At 46.5% G+C, this 18447-nt stretch carries 14 protein-coding genes, 2 tRNA genes and 2 rRNA genes (1 of these 18 running past the window's edge); 5 read left to right on the top strand and 13 right to left on the bottom strand.

Annotated features, from left to right (window positions below; genetic code table 11):
- From ADJ77_RS00335 to ADJ77_RS00300, 8 genes are all read right to left on the bottom strand, one after another.
- Window positions 1-180 (bottom strand): 23S ribosomal RNA (locus ADJ77_RS00335); it reaches 2722 nt to the left of the window's first position.
- Between the two features lie 192 nt (window positions 181-372).
- Window positions 373-449 (bottom strand) — tRNA-Ala (locus tag ADJ77_RS00330).
- A gap of 62 nt (window positions 450-511) precedes the next feature.
- Window positions 512-585: transfer RNA gene (locus ADJ77_RS00325), tRNA-Ile, on the bottom strand.
- 158 nt (window positions 586-743) lie between these two features.
- Window positions 744-2274: ribosomal RNA gene (locus tag ADJ77_RS00320) — 16S ribosomal RNA — on the bottom strand.
- Together the 16S and 23S rRNA genes with 2 tRNA genes alongside form the textbook arrangement of a ribosomal RNA operon.
- A gap of 627 nt (window positions 2275-2901) precedes the next feature.
- A complete protein-coding gene (locus tag ADJ77_RS00315; protein ID WP_050695903.1) occupies window positions 2902-4575 on the bottom strand; it encodes an AMP-binding protein in 1674 nt (557 codons plus the stop codon).
- A gap of 118 nt (window positions 4576-4693) precedes the next feature.
- Window positions 4694-5248, bottom strand: coding sequence for a helix-turn-helix domain-containing protein (locus ADJ77_RS00310; RefSeq protein ID WP_025077832.1), 555 nt, complete (start codon window positions 5246-5248; stop codon window positions 4694-4696).
- 318 nt (window positions 5249-5566) lie between these two features.
- Window positions 5567-5767, bottom strand: a complete 201-nt coding sequence (locus tag ADJ77_RS00305) for a PspC domain-containing protein (protein WP_025077831.1) — start codon at window positions 5765-5767, stop codon at window positions 5567-5569.
- 46 nt (window positions 5768-5813) lie between these two features.
- Window positions 5814-6290 carry an arginine repressor gene (locus ADJ77_RS00300; protein WP_025077830.1) on the bottom strand — a complete coding sequence of 159 codons (477 nt, stop codon included), beginning with the start codon at window positions 6288-6290 and terminating at the stop codon, window positions 5814-5816.
- A 707-nt stretch (window positions 6291-6997) separates the two neighbouring features.
- Here ADJ77_RS00300 and ADJ77_RS00295 point away from each other — a divergent pair.
- Together ADJ77_RS00295 and ADJ77_RS00290 are read left to right on the top strand one after the other, a co-directional pair.
- Window positions 6998-7723 carry a Bax inhibitor-1/YccA family protein gene (locus tag ADJ77_RS00295; protein ID WP_081784410.1) on the top strand — a complete coding sequence of 242 codons (726 nt, stop codon included), beginning with the start codon at window positions 6998-7000 and terminating at the stop codon, window positions 7721-7723.
- A 530-nt stretch (window positions 7724-8253) separates the two neighbouring features.
- Window positions 8254-9270 carry a M48 family metallopeptidase gene (locus ADJ77_RS00290; protein WP_025077828.1) on the top strand — a complete coding sequence of 339 codons (1017 nt, stop codon included), beginning with the start codon at window positions 8254-8256 and terminating at the stop codon, window positions 9268-9270.
- A gap of 301 nt (window positions 9271-9571) precedes the next feature.
- Here ADJ77_RS00290 and ADJ77_RS00285 read toward each other — a convergent pair whose 3' ends face one another.
- From ADJ77_RS00285 to rpmH, 4 genes are all read right to left on the bottom strand, one after another.
- Window positions 9572-10570, bottom strand: coding sequence for a D-alanine--D-alanine ligase (locus ADJ77_RS00285; protein ID WP_025077827.1), 999 nt, complete (start codon window positions 10568-10570; stop codon window positions 9572-9574).
- 228 nt (window positions 10571-10798) lie between these two features.
- Entirely contained in the window at window positions 10799-11887 is a 1089-nt protein-coding gene (locus ADJ77_RS00280) for an RluA family pseudouridine synthase (protein ID WP_025077826.1), read from the bottom strand.
- A 6-nt stretch (window positions 11888-11893) separates the two neighbouring features.
- Complete coding sequence (locus tag ADJ77_RS00275; RefSeq protein WP_025077825.1) at window positions 11894-12673, bottom strand: PASTA domain-containing protein; 780 nt, start codon at window positions 12671-12673, stop codon at window positions 11894-11896.
- Window positions 12674-12867: 194 nt separating this feature from the next.
- Window positions 12868-13023 (bottom strand): 50S ribosomal protein L34, encoded by a 156-nt coding sequence (gene rpmH, locus ADJ77_RS00270; protein WP_004354441.1) that lies wholly within the window; start codon window positions 13021-13023, stop codon window positions 12868-12870.
- 217 nt (window positions 13024-13240) lie between these two features.
- Between rpmH and efp the strand changes: the two genes are divergently transcribed.
- The 3 genes from efp to cdaA all read left to right on the top strand — a co-directional run bounded on the left by efp (window position 13241) and on the right by cdaA (window position 16128).
- Window positions 13241-13807: an elongation factor P gene (gene efp, locus ADJ77_RS00265; RefSeq protein ID WP_025077824.1), complete on the top strand. Its 567-nt coding sequence runs from the start codon at window positions 13241-13243 to the stop codon at window positions 13805-13807.
- A gap of 580 nt (window positions 13808-14387) precedes the next feature.
- Entirely contained in the window at window positions 14388-15230 is an 843-nt protein-coding gene (gene folP / locus ADJ77_RS00260) for a dihydropteroate synthase (RefSeq protein WP_050695902.1), read from the top strand.
- 121 nt (window positions 15231-15351) lie between these two features.
- A complete protein-coding gene (gene cdaA, locus ADJ77_RS00255) occupies window positions 15352-16128 on the top strand; it encodes a diadenylate cyclase CdaA (protein WP_025077823.1) in 777 nt (258 codons plus the stop codon).
- Window positions 16129-16338: 210 nt separating this feature from the next.
- On the opposite strand, the gene ADJ77_RS00250 is transcribed toward cdaA, so the two are convergent.
- A complete protein-coding gene (locus ADJ77_RS00250) occupies window positions 16339-18084 on the bottom strand; it encodes a GNAT family N-acetyltransferase (RefSeq protein WP_025077822.1) in 1746 nt (581 codons plus the stop codon).
- Window positions 18085-18447 lie beyond the last annotated feature (363 nt).

The following is an 18447-nucleotide window of genomic DNA, read 5'->3' as shown; positions in this document are numbered from 1 at the left end:
CCCTCCGTTCGCCTCACCGCAGATGCAGTGATGACAGGTCTTCAGCCTGCCGGGTTGTCCCATTCGGAAATCCCTGGATCAAAGGTCATTTGCACCTACCCAGGGCTTATCGCAGCTTATCACGTCCTTCATCGCCTCCGTGAGCCAAGGCATCCGCCATGCGCCCTTTCTTACTTTCTTCGCCTTCCCTGCGAATGACCGCAGGGAATGTAGCTCATACTTTCAGCTGTTGTGTGATTCTAATCTTGAAGTTAAACTTCTTTAGAATTCCGATCCTTCATGAACATGAAGAATCAGTTCTACATACAGTCTTGCTTGTGTCAATATGTCAAAGATCCTGTGCCGGACGACGGAGATGTATCCGTGCCAGCGTGGTGGAGAATAACGGATTCGAACCGTTGACCCCCTGCTTGCAAAGCAGGTGCTCTAGCCAACTGAGCTAATCCCCCAGGGAATAGAGAAGTGGTCCCGGGCATTACTGCCCGAATCACATTGGCTTAGCGCCGATGTGTAGTCCCAGGCAGACTTGAACTGCCGACCTCCACATTATCAGTGTGGCGCTCTAACCAACTGAGCTATAGGACTGAGTTGGAAGAAAGCATTGCGGCTTTTCATACCAGACTTCCTTTCTCTTATTCGTAAAACAGTGCAAGCAGATACAAGAAGAAGAGACGAACCAAGGTCATTCCGTTGAACTGCCGGAATAGATCCGGCAAATGACATAGGAAAGGCATCCTCTCCAGAAAGGAGGTGTTCCAGCCGCACCTTCCGGTACGGCTACCTTGTTACGACTTAGCCCCAATCACCAGTTTTGCCCTAGGCCGATCCTTCCGGTCACGGACTTCAGGCACCCCCGGCTTTCATGGCTTGACGGGCGGTGTGTACAAGGCCCGGGAACGTATTCACCGCGCCATGGCTGATGCGCGATTACTAGCGAATCCAGCTTCGTGGGGTCGGGTTGCAGACCCCAGTCCGAACTGGGACCGGCTTTCAAGATTGGATGCAACTTGCGTTGCACCGTCCCTCTGTACCGGCCATTGTAACACGTGTGTAGCCCCGGACGTAAGGGCCGTGCTGATTTGACGTCATCCCCACCTTCCTCACACCTTACGGTGGCAGTGTCTCCAGAGTGCCCAGCACTACCTGATGGCAACTGAAGAGAGGGGTTGCGCTCGTTATGGCACTTAAGCCGACACCTCACGGCACGAGCTGACGACAACCATGCAGCACCTTCACAGGAGTCCCGAAGGACCTCAACATCTCTGTATCGTTCTCCTGCAATTCAAGCCCGGGTAAGGTTCCTCGCGTATCATCGAATTAAACCACATGTTCCTCCGCTTGTGCGGGCCCCCGTCAATTCCTTTGAGTTTCACCGTTGCCGGCGTACTCCCCAGGTGGGATGCTTAATGCTTTCGCTTAGCCGCTGATACCAGGTACCAACAGCGGGCATCCATCGTTTACCGTGCGGACTACCAGGGTATCTAATCCTGTTCGATACCCGCACCTTCGAGCTTAAGCGTCAGTTGCGCTCCCGTCAGCTGCCTTCGCAATCGGAGTTCTTCGTCATATCTAAGCATTTCACCGCTACACGACGAATTCCGCCAACGTTGTGCGTACTCAAGGGAACCAGTATGCGCTGCAAGTCAGACGTTGAGCGTCTACATTTCACAACACACTTAATCCCCGGCCTACGCTCCCTTTAAACCCAATAAATCCGGATAACGCCCGGACCTTCCGTATTACCGCGGCTGCTGGCACGGAATTAGCCGGTCCTTATTCGTACGGTACCTGCAAGGACGGACACGTCCGCCGTTTTATCCCCGTACAAAAGCAGTTTACAACCCATAGGGCCGTCGTCCTGCACGCTACTTGGCTGGTTCAGGCTTGCGCCCATTGACCAATATTCCTCACTGCTGCCTCCCGTAGGAGTTTGGACCGTGTCTCAGTTCCAATGTGGGGGACCTTCCTCTCAGAACCCCTACTGATCGTAGCCTTGGTGGGCCGTTACCCCACCAACAAGCTAATCAGACGCATCCCCATCCATGACCGATGAATCTTTACTTCACATATGATGCCGTCAGTGAAGGCCATGGGGTATTAGTCTGCCTTTCGGCAGGTTATCCCCCGGTCATGGGAAGGTTGGATACGCGTTACTCACCCGTGCGCCGGTCGACGTCCGGAGAGTGCAAGCACCCTTCGCCGTTTCCCCTCGACTTGCATGTGTTAAGCCTGTAGCTAGCGTTCATCCTGAGCCAGGATCAAACTCTCCATTGTAAAATATGTCTTGGTGATGGATGACGGGTGGCGGGTGGTAACGAATACCACGCTGCTCCCGGCACTTCACCGAGTAATCCCTGTCCAGAACGCCTATCCTGAAATATCAAGCTCAAAGAACCACCTTGTGTTCAAAAGCAATGAGGAAAGGGGAAACCCCAGACCCCAGTACCGAATTGAACGGTTCGTTTCTTTTACCCGTCCATTTGATATAATACCAAACAGACGCTTCTTGTACTACTTCTCTGTATATGTAAATCTTTTCAAAGAACTCTTTTCCTTAGTCGCCTCACCCTGTCTGCCAGATGGCTTGTTTCGTAAAGCGAGTGCAAAGGTATAGAGAAAATCCGTTACCTCCAAATGTTTTCAAGAAAAAGTTTTGAAAAAAACGTATTTTTCTAGTTTCGTTACAACTATGAGGAATAAAACAGACATTACACCTTATTTAATATATAACTCTCAAATCGACCATGGGCTGATTATGAAAGGAACATTTTGCAAACCATGTCCTTCATCATTACCAAAATTTAGTCAACAAATAAAACTATAAAGCAAAAAACGGGATTGGGATCTTCATGACAAAGACCACAATCCCTATATCGCAACAAACATTTAAAGTTTTCCTTCTTATTGCCTATCACGTTCACGAATCTCCACACGGCGAATCTTACCAGAGATTGTTTTCGGAAGAGCCGTCACAAATTCTACAACACGTGGATACTTATAAGGAGCCGTCTCATGCTTCACATGTGTCTGCAGTTCCTTCACCAATCTATCATCAGCCTTGTCAGTCCATTCATTGGCAAGAACAACAGTAGCCTTGACAACCATACCACGTATTTCATCAGGCACACCCGTCACTGCACATTCAACAACGGCAGGATGCGTCATCAGCGCACTCTCCACCTCAAACGGTCCGATGCGGTAACCCGAACTCTTTATAACATCATCAGCGCGACCAATGAACCAATAATATCCATCCTCATCACGCCATGCCAGATCGCCTGTGTAATAAAGATTATCATGCCATACTTTCTCCGTCAGCTCCGAATCACGATAATAACCCTTGAAGAGACCAATAGGTTTACCCGCACTGGTATCAATACAGATTTCACCCCTCTCACCATCCTCACAGGGAGAACCATCTGGTTTCAGCAACTTGATATCATACTGTGGATTTGGCTTGCCCATACTTCCCGGCTTCGGTTTAATCCAAGGAAAGGTACCCAAAGTCATCGTTGTTTCCGTCTGTCCGAACCCCTCCATCATCTCAACACCAGTAAGGTCATAGAACTTCTGGAACACTGCAGGCTCAAGAGCTTCGCCAGCCGTGGTACAATATTTCAGCGCAGAAAGGTCATACTTTGAGAAATCCTCCTGAATCATGAAGCGGTAGATGGTAGGAGGTGCGCAGAAAGAAGTCACGTGATACTTCTCCATCACACGCATAATCTTCTCTGCCGAAAACTTCTCATGGTCATACACAAAGACAGCTGCACCGGCAAACCACTGCCCATAGAGTTTGCCCCACACAGCCTTTCCCCACCCCGTATCAGCCACGGTAAGATGGATTCCGTTTTCATCCAGATTATGCCAGAACACACCTGTAACCAGATGCCCCAGCGCATAGAGATGGTCATGTGCCACCATCTTCGGTTCTCCGCTCGTACCACTGGTGAAATACATCAGCATCGTATCCTCATTTGTATTCACCTCCCCAGGACGAACGAAGGCTGGAGCCGCCTCCCACTCAGCACGCCAATCGTGGAAACCCTCAGGAACAGGGTTCTCTTTCTGCGTCATTGAATTCACAGCGACAAGCACCTTGACCGTCGGACTCTCGGGCATAGCCTTCAGAATCTGCGTAGTCACATACTCATCATTGACACTTACAATAGCCTTTACCGATGCACGCTGGTTCCGGTAAACAATATCATTCGCCGTCAACATATGAGTTGCAGGAATAGCCACAGCACCAATCTTGCACAGTGCCATCATTGACAGCCACCACTGGTAATGGCGTTTCAGTATAAGCATCACCTTATCACCACGCCCGATACCAAGACTGAGAAAATAAGCTGCGGTACGGTCAGTCTGTTCTTTGAACTCTGCAAAAGTTGTCTTCACTTCCTCTCCCCGCTCACTGGTCCATAGTAAAGCCAGCTTCTCGGGTGCCACCTTTGCCCATTCGTCCATGACGTCGTAAGCAAAGTTGAATGTCTCAGGAACCCTGAAACGTAGATGTTCACGAAAGTCTTCCTCTGAAGTGAAATGTGTTTGTGTTAAATATCTTTCTATCATCTTGTTATTCTGAATTAAGTTTTACGGTCATTGTAATCTTGTCAGACCACACAGACATAACTTTATAAGGGCTAAAAATCTTGAGCAAACAGAAACTCTAAAGAAACGGGACGGAAACCTACAAGATAATTGCAAGGAACTTCAACGTCATGTTATCCAAAGCCCGCATACAATGAGGCTGGCTGGCATCAAAATAAATACTGTCACCAGGAGCGAGAACAAACATCTTGTCACCCAATCTAAGTTCCATGCGCCCCGTCCAGACAATGTCAAACTCCTGCCCAGGGTGTATATCCATCTCAACAGGTTCACCAGCAGGCTTCGGCTCAACGGTCACCAGAAAAGGAGCAGCCCTCCTTCCACGGAACCCACTTGCCAGACTTTGATACTTATAAGCCTTCACACGCTCGACACTCACCCCCTTTCCGTTTCGCGTAAGGAAATAAGCACTCATGTGAGGTTCCTCGCCAAACATCAGAATATCCAGTGCAATGCCATATCTACTTGAGACTTTGTACAGCTTACTGACCGACAAGTCACTCTCACCACGCTCCATCTTCAGATACTTTTCCTCAGTTATGCCACATGTCTCTGCCATTTCCTGCACTGAAATATCCAGTGACTCTCGTAGTCCTTTTAACCTTTCACCAATTTGTTTTATAGCTTCCTCCATAAATCAACATTATACTTTCATCCGCCACAAAAGTAACGAATAAAATTATAAACACAGCAAAAAGTTTCCGTTTTTATATATTCAGCAGGTAAAATAAACGAATTTATACACAACCATAAGCAGTCTGTGCATAAAAAAGAGTCAGAAAGAAGCACGGATAATCCGAAAAGAAAATCATTACCCACCTCTATAATCCCATCAACTCCATACAAAGCAGGTTCTGAAAATCAGTCAAAGCTGATTTTCAGAACCTGCCCAAATAAAAGCAATGGCTTGAAAACTCAAACTTCATAGTTCCAAACCAAGCCGAAAATTGAATTACTTAGCACCTTCTACCAGCATCAACAGCCACAAGGCAATATAAAGAAGAAATCCCGGAAAACCAGCCGTAAAGAGCGTAAGCAGAAGCCAGACAATACGCATTGCATCTCTGTCGAAGCCTAAATAGTCAGCAATACCAGCACAGACACCAGCCAACCAGGCATTCTCTGCAGAACGGGTCAATCGCTTGTTGTTCATATTTGAAAAAATATCTGTATATTAATAATGTAAATTTTACATGAGCCTATCCTATTTCAGGAATCACATACGACAGGGCTTCAAGCACCTGACCACGTGTAGCTCCTTCACGAAGGGCAATGAAGATAGTATCATCACCGGCTATCGAACCTAATATATAAGGCGAATCGGAACTGTCAATGTCGTAGGCTATCGCACTGGCATAGCCCGGACGTGTCTTGACAATAGCCAACTGCCCCGATATATTCACTGAGACATAACCGCTGCGCTGCAACATCTCCGTAGCCTTACGTGGTGTGGTGACACGACGATACATCGTTTCATTCGGCAGAACATATACATATTTTCCATTCATCGAGGCAGCCTTGGCCACCTTCAGCTGCTTCAAGTCACGGCTCAATGTTGCCTGTGTCAGCTTGAATCCCTCCTGTTCCAATACCTTTAACACCTCTTCCTGGGAACTGAGTTCCATACTTGAAATGAGCATCTTCAATGCTTCAAGTCTACTGTTCTTTACCTTCATTGCCGTATAATTATCCTAACTCTGTTGCAAATTTATACAACAATATCCAAATCAACAAACAAAAACACAGAAAATTCCATATAAAAACACACAGTAAATGACTGTAGGATAGCGAATGACAGAGGTTTAACCGTATCAAGGACGCATCAAAACTATCCCCGTAAGAACTCCCACAGGCATTCAGCCTGCAGGTTTCTATCCGTCGTTGACAAGTATTCCAATTATTGTTGTCCGATACATCTTAAACAACAAACACGCATCCCGACATCATATTGTAAGGTGTTCAGCATTCAACATCATTAGTGTTCACCAACACCACCACTATGTGATAGGCAACAACACATCGGTAAAAGACAGGAAGAAAGATTCTTCGCTGTCATTATATTGCATATAGTAAGACGCTAACGACTAACATATACGGGAAAAGTTTACTGCACAGCACTATATCACAATGCACTCCGGCAACCATAACCTGCTGGCAGACTGTCCCTACATCCCTGTTTGAAACAATACCCCTGCCCATACCTTGACACCTAAATAATGCAAAAAAAGTCCATCATATTTGCCAGTGTACAATCTTTCCACTACATTTGCAGGGAAATGGCATAACGTTTGCTTAACAACAAATATAAGGCAGCAAGCCATAGAGCCGACAGCTTGTCGGTAACAGACAGGACAAGAACAAACAAAAACAAATAAAAAGAACAATGAACATGAACTTCGACAACTTCACAAACGTGACAAGCAGTCAGGAACGCGACTTAGAAATGTCACGTGTGTTTCCATCATTAATGCGCAAAGTGTATGTATGGATGGCTATGGCACTTGCCATCACAGGCGTTGTGGCTTACGGAGCAGGAAACTCTCCAGCCCTCATCCAACTGCTCTATTTAGGACGCGGTCCGATAATTCTTGCCTGCCTCGTTGAGTTAGCCATCATCTGGTATCTTACTTCACGCATCCAGAAACTGTCACTCGTTGCAGCGACAACATGGTTCATCATCTTTGCAGTCATCAACGGACTGACATTAGGTTGGATTTTCGCAGCCTTTTCATCAGCAGCAATCGCCAAGACCTTCTTTGTCACCGCAGGAACATTCGGCACGATGGCTTTGATTGGTTCATACACCAAGAAGGACCTGACCAAGATGGGCGGTATCCTTTTCATGGCATTGATCGGTCTCATCATAGCAGGACTGGTCAACATCTTCCTGAAGAGTGTGATGTTCGACTACATTGTCAGCGGTATTGGCGTAATCGTCTTCACAGGACTTACAGCATGGGACGCACAGAAAATCAAGCGTAACCTGCTCATGGCACCTGACACTGGCGAGGGAGCACAGAAGGTTGCACTTCTCGGTTCGTTAAGCCTTTATCTCGACTTCATCAACCTCTTCCTCTATCTCCTCCGATTCTTTGGAAACAGAAGATAATCATAAAGCATAAGGACAGTCCAGCGGGCTGTCCTTTTTCTTTACCCAACCAGTCATTAGAGTCTGAACATACTTTGCTTGTTTGTCGAGCAGATTGTTTGTCTTTTTAACGCTAACGTAACAGGGGCTATGTCGAGTTAAAAAGACTGGGAAAGATGCCGATAAGCAAATGAACCGATTTGAGGTTGACACCATACACTCCGCCTCTCCTCTGAAAGAACAGAATTAGAGTTATACCGTCTCTTAACACAAACTATCGATTGAGCTTTTAGAAAAACAGGAAGCAATCACCTTTTTTAAAACAACCGTCAACAAACGCTAAATCACTTATCCAATACTTAAAAAACAACTCTTGCCGTTACTATCTCAAGAATAAAACACAGATTAACTGTCAAAAAGGAAGACGGAATGTCTTAAAACTTATTCAAAACAGGATAAAGCAGCTATAGAAAACATCAAATGGGTTTGAATATTAAAAAAATTATGTATATATTTGCATCTCATAAATTATCATTAATTAAATAATTCCTATGAGAAAGAAAATCTTTGGCGCATGTGTTGCCGCATTACTCCTCTTCGGAGCAACGCCTATGAAGGCACAGTTCAATATTGGTAAAGCAGCTGGCAGTGCATCTAAAGTCGTTAAAGCAGCTACACTGACAGATGCCCAGATGGCAAAATACGTGAAAGAATACATTACCTGGATGGACGAACACAACCAGGTTTGCGATGAAAAAAGTCCTTACACCAAGCGTCTGAACAAACTCACAAAGGGTCTGAACGACGTTGAAGGTATCCCATTGAACTTCAAGGTTTACTATGTAATCGACGTAAACGCCTTCGCTTGTCCTGACGGTAGTGTACGTGTTTTCTCTTCACTCATGGATATCATGACGGACGAAGAGCTGCTGGGCGTTATCGGTCATGAGATTGGTCACGTAGCACACAAAGACTCTAAGAAGGGTTTCCGCACAGCATTGCTGACCTCTGCACTGAAAGACGGAGTAGCATCTACAAACGGTGTAGCTGCAGCCTTGAGCGAATCACAGCTGGGTGACCTCGGAGAATCACTGCTCAACGCCACCTATTCACAGAAACAGGAGAGCAGGGCTGACTCATACGGCTACGAGTTCCTCAAGGAGAACGATAAGAACCCTTGGGCTATTGCACTCGCATTTGAAAAGCTGAAGAAGCTCGAAGAGGACGCAGGTATCAAGAAGGACAGCAAATGGCAGCGTATGTTCTCCTCACACCCTGACCTCGACAAGCGTATCAAGATAATGAGCAAACGTGCACAGAAGGATGGGTTTGCTCGTCCAGAGAACAAGATGCCGGAGAGAATCGTACGTGAAGAGCCTGTAACAACCAGACAGACTTCCACCTCTCAGACTTCTACTTCCCGGTCAACACCAAAGCAGTCAAATGGCAGAAAGCCAGCCGGCAAGAATTCTGTTGGCAAGCGTCCTGCAGGCAAGAGTTCTGTTGGCAAAAAGCCAGCTGGCAAGAAACCCGTAGGTAAGCGTCCTGTAGGAAAGCGTAAGAGATAATCAAAAAGGCAGCATAACATCACACCTCTCTTCAAGGAACACACCTTGAAAGAGGTGGACAAAGGTCCAGATACGGGCTTCAACTATCAGAGCGAAAACGCTCTATGGCTGAAACCGTATCTGGACTTTCTCTTCTTATAGAACAAGTTTTCTCTTCAAAACAGTCTAATGAACCAGTTTAGGATAAACAGGGATATAGAAAGAAGAGAGGGCATCAGGTGTGCCATAGTCCTTTATGGACAGGCTTTCTGATGCCCTCTCTTCTTTCTATATCCTTACGGATAAGATTTGTACTGAAAGTCTATTTGAACTGATTTTCAACTATCTCGCTCAGTACTTCCTTAATGTCCAAGCCTGCCGCACGCACCTGCTGTGGGATAAAACTGGTGACGGTCATACCCGGAGTAGTATTGATTTCAAGCATATTAATAACATCATTGCCATCTTTATCCTTTGAAATGATATAGTCGATGCGGATAATACCATTGGCATGCAGGATGTCGTAGATGCGGCTTGTCTCAGCTGCCACACACTCAGCAGTCTCGTCTGACATACGGGCAGGTGTGATTTCCTGTACCTGACCATTGTACTTGGCGTTATAGTCAAAGAACTCATTGCTTGTCACAACTTCCGTTGCAGGGAATACGACAGACTTGTCCTTAGTCTTATAAACGCCCTGTGAGATTTCCATACCGTCCATGAACTGCTCAACCATCACCTCATCGCTCTCCATGAAAGCAACACGAAGGGCAGGTGCGAGCTGGTCGATATTCTTCACCTTTGAAACACCGAAGCTGCTGCCATCGGCTGAAGGCTTCACGAAGCAGGGCATACCAAGTCGTTTCTCAATCTCAGCCTCATCATACTCCTCACCACGACGGAGCAGGATGCTGTCGGCAACTTTCACACCGAAGCCGCGGAGGTAGTTGTTAAGCACATACTTATCAAAGGTCAGTGCCTCAACAAGAACGCCACCCGTAGAATAAGGAAGGTGGATAAGGTCGAAATAACCCTGCATGACACCGTTCTCACCCGGCTGACCATGAATCGTGATATAGGCATAATCGAACTCCATGCGCTTACCGCCTATGACGAAGGAAAAGTCGTTCTTGTCAATTGGAGCCATGCTGCCATCAGGCAGTTGCACGTTCCAGTCAAGCCCCTTTACGTCAACTATATATATATCGTAACGTTCCTTGTCAAAGAAAGAGTATATTCCCTGTGCTGAACGCATGGATACATCGTGTTCTGAAGAGTCACCACCACAGACGATGGCGATTGTCCGTTTTGATACTTTCATTGTGTCTTTTTTATTTTCCATCCCACTTCTTTACGTCTTCCCGAAGAAGAATTACCTGACTACTCTGTATGGTGAATGTGGGATTATTATTATTTCTTTTTATCTGAATATGCTTTCTTCTGACTTACTTACCAACAGGTTCCTGATTATAACCAGTTCTCTTGTCGTCTCATCAACAAACAAATTGTCAACCCGTTAGCCTGTCTACTTATCTGCTCGTCAACACATCTACTCGTCAGCTCTCCCGTTTATGAACCCTCTCCACTTATCAATCAGTGCAGCAAGGTCATCGGGAAGTTCACTGGTGAAGTCCATCTGCTCCCCCGTAACAGGATGAACGAACCCCAACGTCCGTGCATGGAGAGCCTGACGGTTACAGATAGCAAGACAGTTACGGATGAATGCCTTATAGGAACTCGACCGCTGCCCACGCAGAATCTCAGTGCCACCATAGCGTTCGTCGCCGAACAGGGGATGTCCGATGTACTTCATGTGTGCACGAATCTGATGGGTACGCCCTGTCTCAAGGACACATTCAACGAGGGTTGTATAGCCGAAGCGTTCAATTACACGGTAGTGTGTCACGGCATGTTTGCCCACTTCCGAGTCAGGAGGGAAGACTGTCATACGCAATCTGTCCCTTGGATCACGCGCAATGTTCCCTTCGATGCGCCCTTCATCTTCCGTCAGGTTTCCCCATACAATGGCATTGTAGCTACGATGTGTCGTCTTATTGAAGAACTGTTTGCCCAAGGCTGTCTTCGCATCAGGCGTTTTCGCAATCACCAGCAGTCCGCTCGTGTCCTTGTCTATTCGATGTACAAGTCCTACTTCAGGGTCATTCGGGTCAAAGGAGGGCATATCCTTCAGATGCCAGGCTATGGCATTGATAAGAGTTCCGTGGAAATTGCCCGCCCCGGGATGCACAACAAGCCCGGCAGGCTTGTTGATTACCATCAGCACATCATCCTCATAGACAACATCCAGTGGTATATCCTCAGCCTCAATGGTATTGTCATGCTTCGGACGGTCGAGCATCAAGGTGATGACATCCTCCGGTCGCACCTTGTAATTGCTCTTTACCGGCGCACCGTTCACATGAATATAGCCAGCATCAGCAGCTTTCTGAATACGGTTACGACTGGAGTGCTGCATCCGTTCAAAGAGGAACTTATCAATGCGGACAGACTCCTGCCCCTTGTCAACGACAACTCTGAAATGCTCATAAAGCTCTCCATCGCCTTCTTCATCAGATGCTGCGGGAAGGAAGTCATCGGTAAGTTCGTCGTCGAATATCGTTTCTTCGTCAGTTGTCATCGCACGTTAATCTATTGGTTTCAACGAAGAAGGATCGGCAGGCAAGCCCGACTGCGACGAAGAACCCGAGCTGCCCGAGCCCGACTTACCACGTCTGTCCCTTATCTCGTTGCCGTTCTCATCGACAGGAACTTCCACATACTCCTCCACCTCGTCATACCTCGGCGTCCTCTCTTCCACCTCAATCTCTTCATATTCAGGCTCTTTCAACCCGGCAGTATCGCTAATCTGACGTGTACCGTCGCCCACCTGCAGCACTATCACCGCATCAGAAGACACACGGTCACCCGTCTTGACATGCTTGCCATTGACCAAGATACCGTAAACCCAGTCTTTCTCGCCCGGTATATATTCTGGCTCACCCACCTTGAAGCCCATAGAGAGCAACTGTGCCTGCGCCTCACGAAGCGAGTTGTTATCAATGATGTCAGGGATAACAAGCGACGGGGCACTGGCAGCATTGATGGTTACGTAAACCACATGAGTGGACTTGATACGCTTTCCACCAGCCGGCGACTGCTCAAGAATACAGTCGGGCGGGAGGTCCTTCACGTATCCCGTATCAGTAACTTCTATGGTCAGCCCGACCTTATCCATGATGTCAACAGCCTCATTATACTGCTTATGAATCACATTCGGCACCACGATGGACTCGCCATGACGGGTATAATAGTCAAGTCCGAACCTGACTCCTATTGCCAACAACAGCACAAGAATGACTATGGCAAGGATATTGCCCCAGATATATGTGCAATTAAATTTATGGAAGAATTCTCTTGTTGTCATTCAACTTGCTTACTTTTCTTCTAACATTCTAACTTGTCAACTCGTCTACCTGTCAACTCATCAACCTGTCAACCAGTCAACTAAAAATTATACGTGGCAAAGGTAGATAAAAAAACGGAAAGAAGCAAAGAATAGTCTCTACTTCTTTCCGTTTTCGCACTAAATCCCTGCTAAGGGAAAGGCGTACCTTTTTCTTACTTTCCGTGATGCTCGTCAGAAACAGTTAACTTCTTACGACCCTTGGCACGACGAGCAGCCAATACACGACGACCGTCCTTAGTAGCCATTCTCTCGCGGAAACCGTGCTTGTTTACACGACGACGGTTGTGCGGCTGAAATGTTCTTTTCATTTTCTTATCCTATTTTATTGTTATTGTGCGAATTATAAAACCGACAAGGCGAAACCTGCCGTTACGGGCTGCAAAATTACTTAATCTTTTTGAATTAACCAAGAAAACGGTGATTTTTACGACTATTATTTATGTTTTTTTCTATATTTTCCGTAACTTTGCACCGCATAAGCAAATTACCAACGCATAAAAGTAACAAATTAGATATTAACAGATTATGATTAATTCACAGGAAATCAAGATCGGAACATGCATTCGTCTTGATGGTAAAATTTGGACTTGCATCGACTTCCAGCATCGTAAGCCAGGCAAGGGAAACACCGTTATGATTACCAAACTGAAGAATGTTGCTGACGGCCGTGTGCTTGAGCGTACCTTCCAGGTTGGTTTCAAGCTCGAGGATGTACGTGTTGAGCGTCGTCCTTACCAGTACCTCTATGAGGATCCTACTGGTTACATCTTCATGAATCAGGAGACTTTCGAGCAGATTCCTATCTCTAAGCACCAGATTACCGGCTCTGACTACATGAAGGAAGGTGATATTGTAGAGGTTGTTACAGACACTTCTGACGGCACAATCCTCCTCGCTGAGATGCCTGTTAAGACTACGCTGACTATTACTCACAGCGAGCCGGGTGTAAAGGGCAACACTGCTACTAACGCAACAAAGCCTGCTACTCTTGAGACTGGTGCTGTTGTCCGTGTCCCTCTCTTCATCAACGAGGGTGAGGTTATCCAGATTGACACTCGCGACGGCAGCTACTTGGGTCGTGTAAATGCCTAAGTACAGCCTGTCAACAGACAGGCCATCATTAAACATTATATAAAAAATAGGATATGTCAGGTGACTGGCATATCCTATTTTTTTCGCTCTCTTCAATTCTAAGAAAGCAAAAGTAAAATAACATAGAAGGATATATGTGCCTATTAATAAGGGCTAACTCACATTATCAACAGGGCTTCCTGACACCATAATAACCGTTTCTTCGATAGCAGTAAGCCAGCGAATGCGAATTATTTTCATGAACAAAAAGAATTATTTTCACGACAAGAAATATTTTTCTTCATGAAAAGAAATATTTTTCTTCATGAAAAGAAATATTTTTTTCATGAAAATAATTCACAACTTACCTATTAACCAACTCGCCATGCCCACTAAACAACAACCCAATAAACGCTGATTTTCTATACAAATAACGCCCTACACCATGTTACCACCAACTCTTTGTCCCTCTGTTACTTTGTCTTAACACGTCCCCCATTACCCTGCTACCCTGTCTTCAGAACACCCAGTCTCCCCCACTACATCAAATTTCTTAATTCAAAATTCACGTATATGCTACTTTTGCATTACCTTTGCGGATATGGAAAATATGAACCTTGGGACAGACATAAAGCCCATTAACTATACCATCAACGTGCGGGGACAGCTCATCGACCTGAATCATCCCCTCGTTATGGGTATCATGAACGTGACACCCGACTCCTTCTTTGCCGACAGCCGGGTGCAGACGGAGGAGGCTATACGCCAACGTGCACACGAGATTGTGGCAGAAGGGGCAAGGATTATTGACGTCGGAGCCTGCTCAACACGCCCGGGAAGTGAGGCTGTCAGTGCAGAAGAGGAGATGCGCCGACTGGCTTTTGCCCTCCCGATCATACGGGAGGCCGAGCCGGAAGCTATCATTTCGATTGATACCTTTCACGCTTCGATTGCCAGACGCACAGTGGAAGAGTTCGGAGCCGACATCATCAACGACGTTGAAGAAGGAAAAGACCCAAACATGTTCCCTACTGTCGCCGAACTGGGTACACCTTATATATTAATGTCTACGGCTGCCAACCTGCACGATATGCTCATCAACTTCTCCCGGGAAGTGCAGGAACTGCGTGCCTTGGGACAGAAAGACATCATCCTTGACCCCGGATTCGGATTCGGCAAAGGTGCCGTGGAAGGGAATTACACCCTGTTGAGCGTGATGGAGCGTCTGCAGGTAATGGAACTTCCATTGCTCATCGGCATCAGCCGCAAGCGTATGATTCATCAGCTTTTGGGCATAACGGCAGCCGAGAGCCTCAACGGAACAACGGTTCTGAACACCATTGCCCTGCTGAAAGGTGCCAATATCCTCCGCGTACACGATGTGCGCCCAGCCGTTGAAGCCGTGAAGATCGTTGAAGCTATGCGGCTGAACGCAGAGAAATAGAATAATAGAACACACTGAATTATTAACCAATAGATAATCCACATCTCACCAGGCACTACTTTCCGCATTCCTCCCTCGGGGAGAAAAGACGGGGAGCGAGACTGGCAACTGCTTTGCTATTATGTTTTTCCCATTTGGAATAAAAGACGTGATCGACATCGTGCTGGTAGCACTGATGCTCTACTATATCTACCGTTTGATGAAGGAGTCACGTTCGCTCAACGTCTTCATCGGTATCATGGTATTCGTTATCATGTGGCTTATCGTGAGCCAGATACTGGAGATGCGGCTCTTGGGCAGCATCATGGACAAACTTGTATCGGTGGGAGTCATCGGTCTTATCGTACTTTTCCAGGAAGATATACGCCACTTCCTTTACAGCCTTGGTGCGCACCGAAAGGTGAACAACCTCATGAAACTGTTTACTAAAAAGGGAAACAAAGCGGAAGTGGACAAGGAAACCATCATGCCCATCGTCATGGCATGCATGAGCATGAGCCGTGGGAAGGTAGGTGCGCTGATTGTCATTGAGCGTGGTGTGATGCTGGAAGACATCGTTGAGACCGGCGACCTGATAGATGCACGTATCGACCAACGCCTTATAGAAAACATCTTCTTCAAGAATTCCCCACTCCACGACGGTGCGATGTTGATTTCAAAACGCCGCATAAAGGCTGCAGGATGTATTCTTCCCGTGAGCCACAAGCAGGATATTCCCAAGGAACTCGGTTTGCGACACCGTGCGGCAATGGGTATCTCGCAGGACTCTGACGCATTGGCTATCATCGTTTCGGAAGAGACCGGACGCATCAGTGTTGCCCTGCGTGGCGAGTTCCAGCTGCGCCTTTCGGCCGAGCAGCTTGAAAGCATCCTCACCAAAGAGATGATTCCTGCGTAGCGGGGGATGGGTGATGGGTGTTAAGTGATGGGTGATAGGTGGTGAGTGATGGGTGGTGATGAACGGTAATATTAGATGATAGGTGGTGAGTGATGGGTGATGATGAACGGTATTGGTGGGTGATGGGTAGTGAATGTTCCCTCAGATGCGCCGAACAAACGCACTTCATCAACACCTAACATTCAACACCCAACACCCTAACTCAACACCTTAGTTCAGCATCAAATTCATCTCAAGGCTATCATCCTTAAAGATATAATCAGCTAATTCAGCAATCGTCAATGCACGTGTATCAGGCAATGGTCGATTAGTTCTGATAACGTGTCCATGCCTGATTTGGAAGTAAATATTGTTCATTGGAATATCTGAATCATTGTACACACGGATGTTTTCAGTGCAGTCTGGATGACGGTTTGCATAGAGCTGTAATGCCTTTTCAGCATTTATGATGCGTATCATAGCCGGGACATACTCTGTCTGTCGGGTCATATTCGGGTCGATAGACAACGAGATACGATAATCTTCCTTGATAATCTCAAAACCTTCTTCATCGTGCAGAAGCACACAATTTCTTGAGCGTTGCCAGCTGTCGAAAGTGACAAAGTCCATACAGTCAACATCAGCAGGTGGTGGGGTGCAGGTGATATGACGTGTATATCCACAACGCCCATACCACTCGTAAAGCCATTCCTCGGCAGGAATCAGCGTTGCAAAGACCACATCCTTATGATAAAGACGGAAGTGCGCCTGTGACATAAGGTTGTTCCCCACATTCTGATTACGGTATTCTTCCCGTACACTCACCCCGCTGATATAAGCCGTACGCACCTCTTCATCGTAATATTTCAGCGTATAAGGAAGCGCCTGAAGGGCTGCAACCGTCTGGCGGTTTACCTGGCAGATGACGTTATACTCGGGTTTGAAGACACGTGAGAAATAAAGCTGAATGAACGGTTCTACATCACGGAAGGTATCACGCCACAATGAAATGGTTTCTTCCTTGACCTTCTCCTGCTCCTCTTCCTGCGCCAAAGGGAACTTTTCCATGACCACATTCTTCTCTAAAAGAATATCCGGCTTATAGGAAAGTTTGGCATAACGGAGTCCCTCCAGTCCAAGGTCTTCCTCACGATTCATGTATTCATACTGTTCGGGCAGGTGCTGTGCAAACTCCTGGTTGATGATGGAGAATGCCCCTTCATAAGCCGTATCTGCCTTTTCCACACATACATCAAACACCTTGTTCGTTATCGAACAGCCGAAAGTGAAGGCTATCAGCCTGCCATCTACCCATATTGTACCGCCGAGAGCACCAATTTCATCCCACAAATCGAAGACACGTGTCATGGAACGAAGCTCCTCCGAGAGTTCTTCCGTCGCATCAGCATCATCCTTCGTGACAGCCCGCCAGTTCTCTTCTACGGCAATACATTCAGGAATCATCTCCTTTGTAAGCGGACGGTATTCATAGTTGGGGTACGTCTTACGGAACCTGTTGCAGTGGTTGCGCTTGCCTTGAAGTTTCTTTCCAGACAGCGTTGCGAGCTTTTCACGGGTATAGATGTAGTCAAACCGGTCACGGTCGGGCTTGAAATAAAATGTGTCGGGGAAGGTTGACTCTAATATGCCGACCATGTAAGAACATACTCCGAGCATGAGGAAAGGATGCCCCAGCGCAATGGCATCATCCCGCATCTGACGGACAACGGCAGCAAAACGCTCCCGCATAGCCTCGTCCCACTGGCATTTCCACACGGGTGCCATGTAAGCAAGATGGTGTCCTGTATAAAAACGGAATACGAGAAAACCGTCAACTTCAGCTATCTGGGTATTGTATAGGAACCTCCATGAGATGATATTGGCAAAACTGAGGTCACAGTTCATGCGATCTCCGCACAGCGTATAGCCCTGTATCAAATCACGGTCAGTAGTCTTGACATCATGAAATCTAATCATAACATTATATGCTTTATTTAGCGTACAAAGATAAATAGAAAACCCAAGATGCCCAAAGGCTAAATTGTTTTTGTTGCTATCCGATAAAACTTCATTTGCATATTTTGGTAATACAGCTCTTTTCTAACAACGAGTTTTTCTCACACCGATAATATATTACAAGCTATTTAGCCACGAACACCATTGGTGTTTATCATCAGCACGAGTGGTGTTTATCATCAGCACAACCCGTGCTGAGCTACAACACGACCATAAAAAATGAAGAGACGGGCTCGTTTTCACCACTATAACATTTAGAAGACATCAATGGTAAAGTTATGTAGAAAATGTTTACCAGACAGCATTAAATTGTTTTATGGGAGA

Origin of the sequence: Prevotella fusca JCM 17724, from assembly GCF_001262015.1 — a bacterium.
Lineage (GTDB): Bacteria > Bacteroidota > Bacteroidia > Bacteroidales > Bacteroidaceae > Prevotella > Prevotella fusca.
The sequence above is the reverse complement of the archived record's forward strand: the minus strand, read 5'-3'. Positions and strand labels throughout refer to the sequence as shown.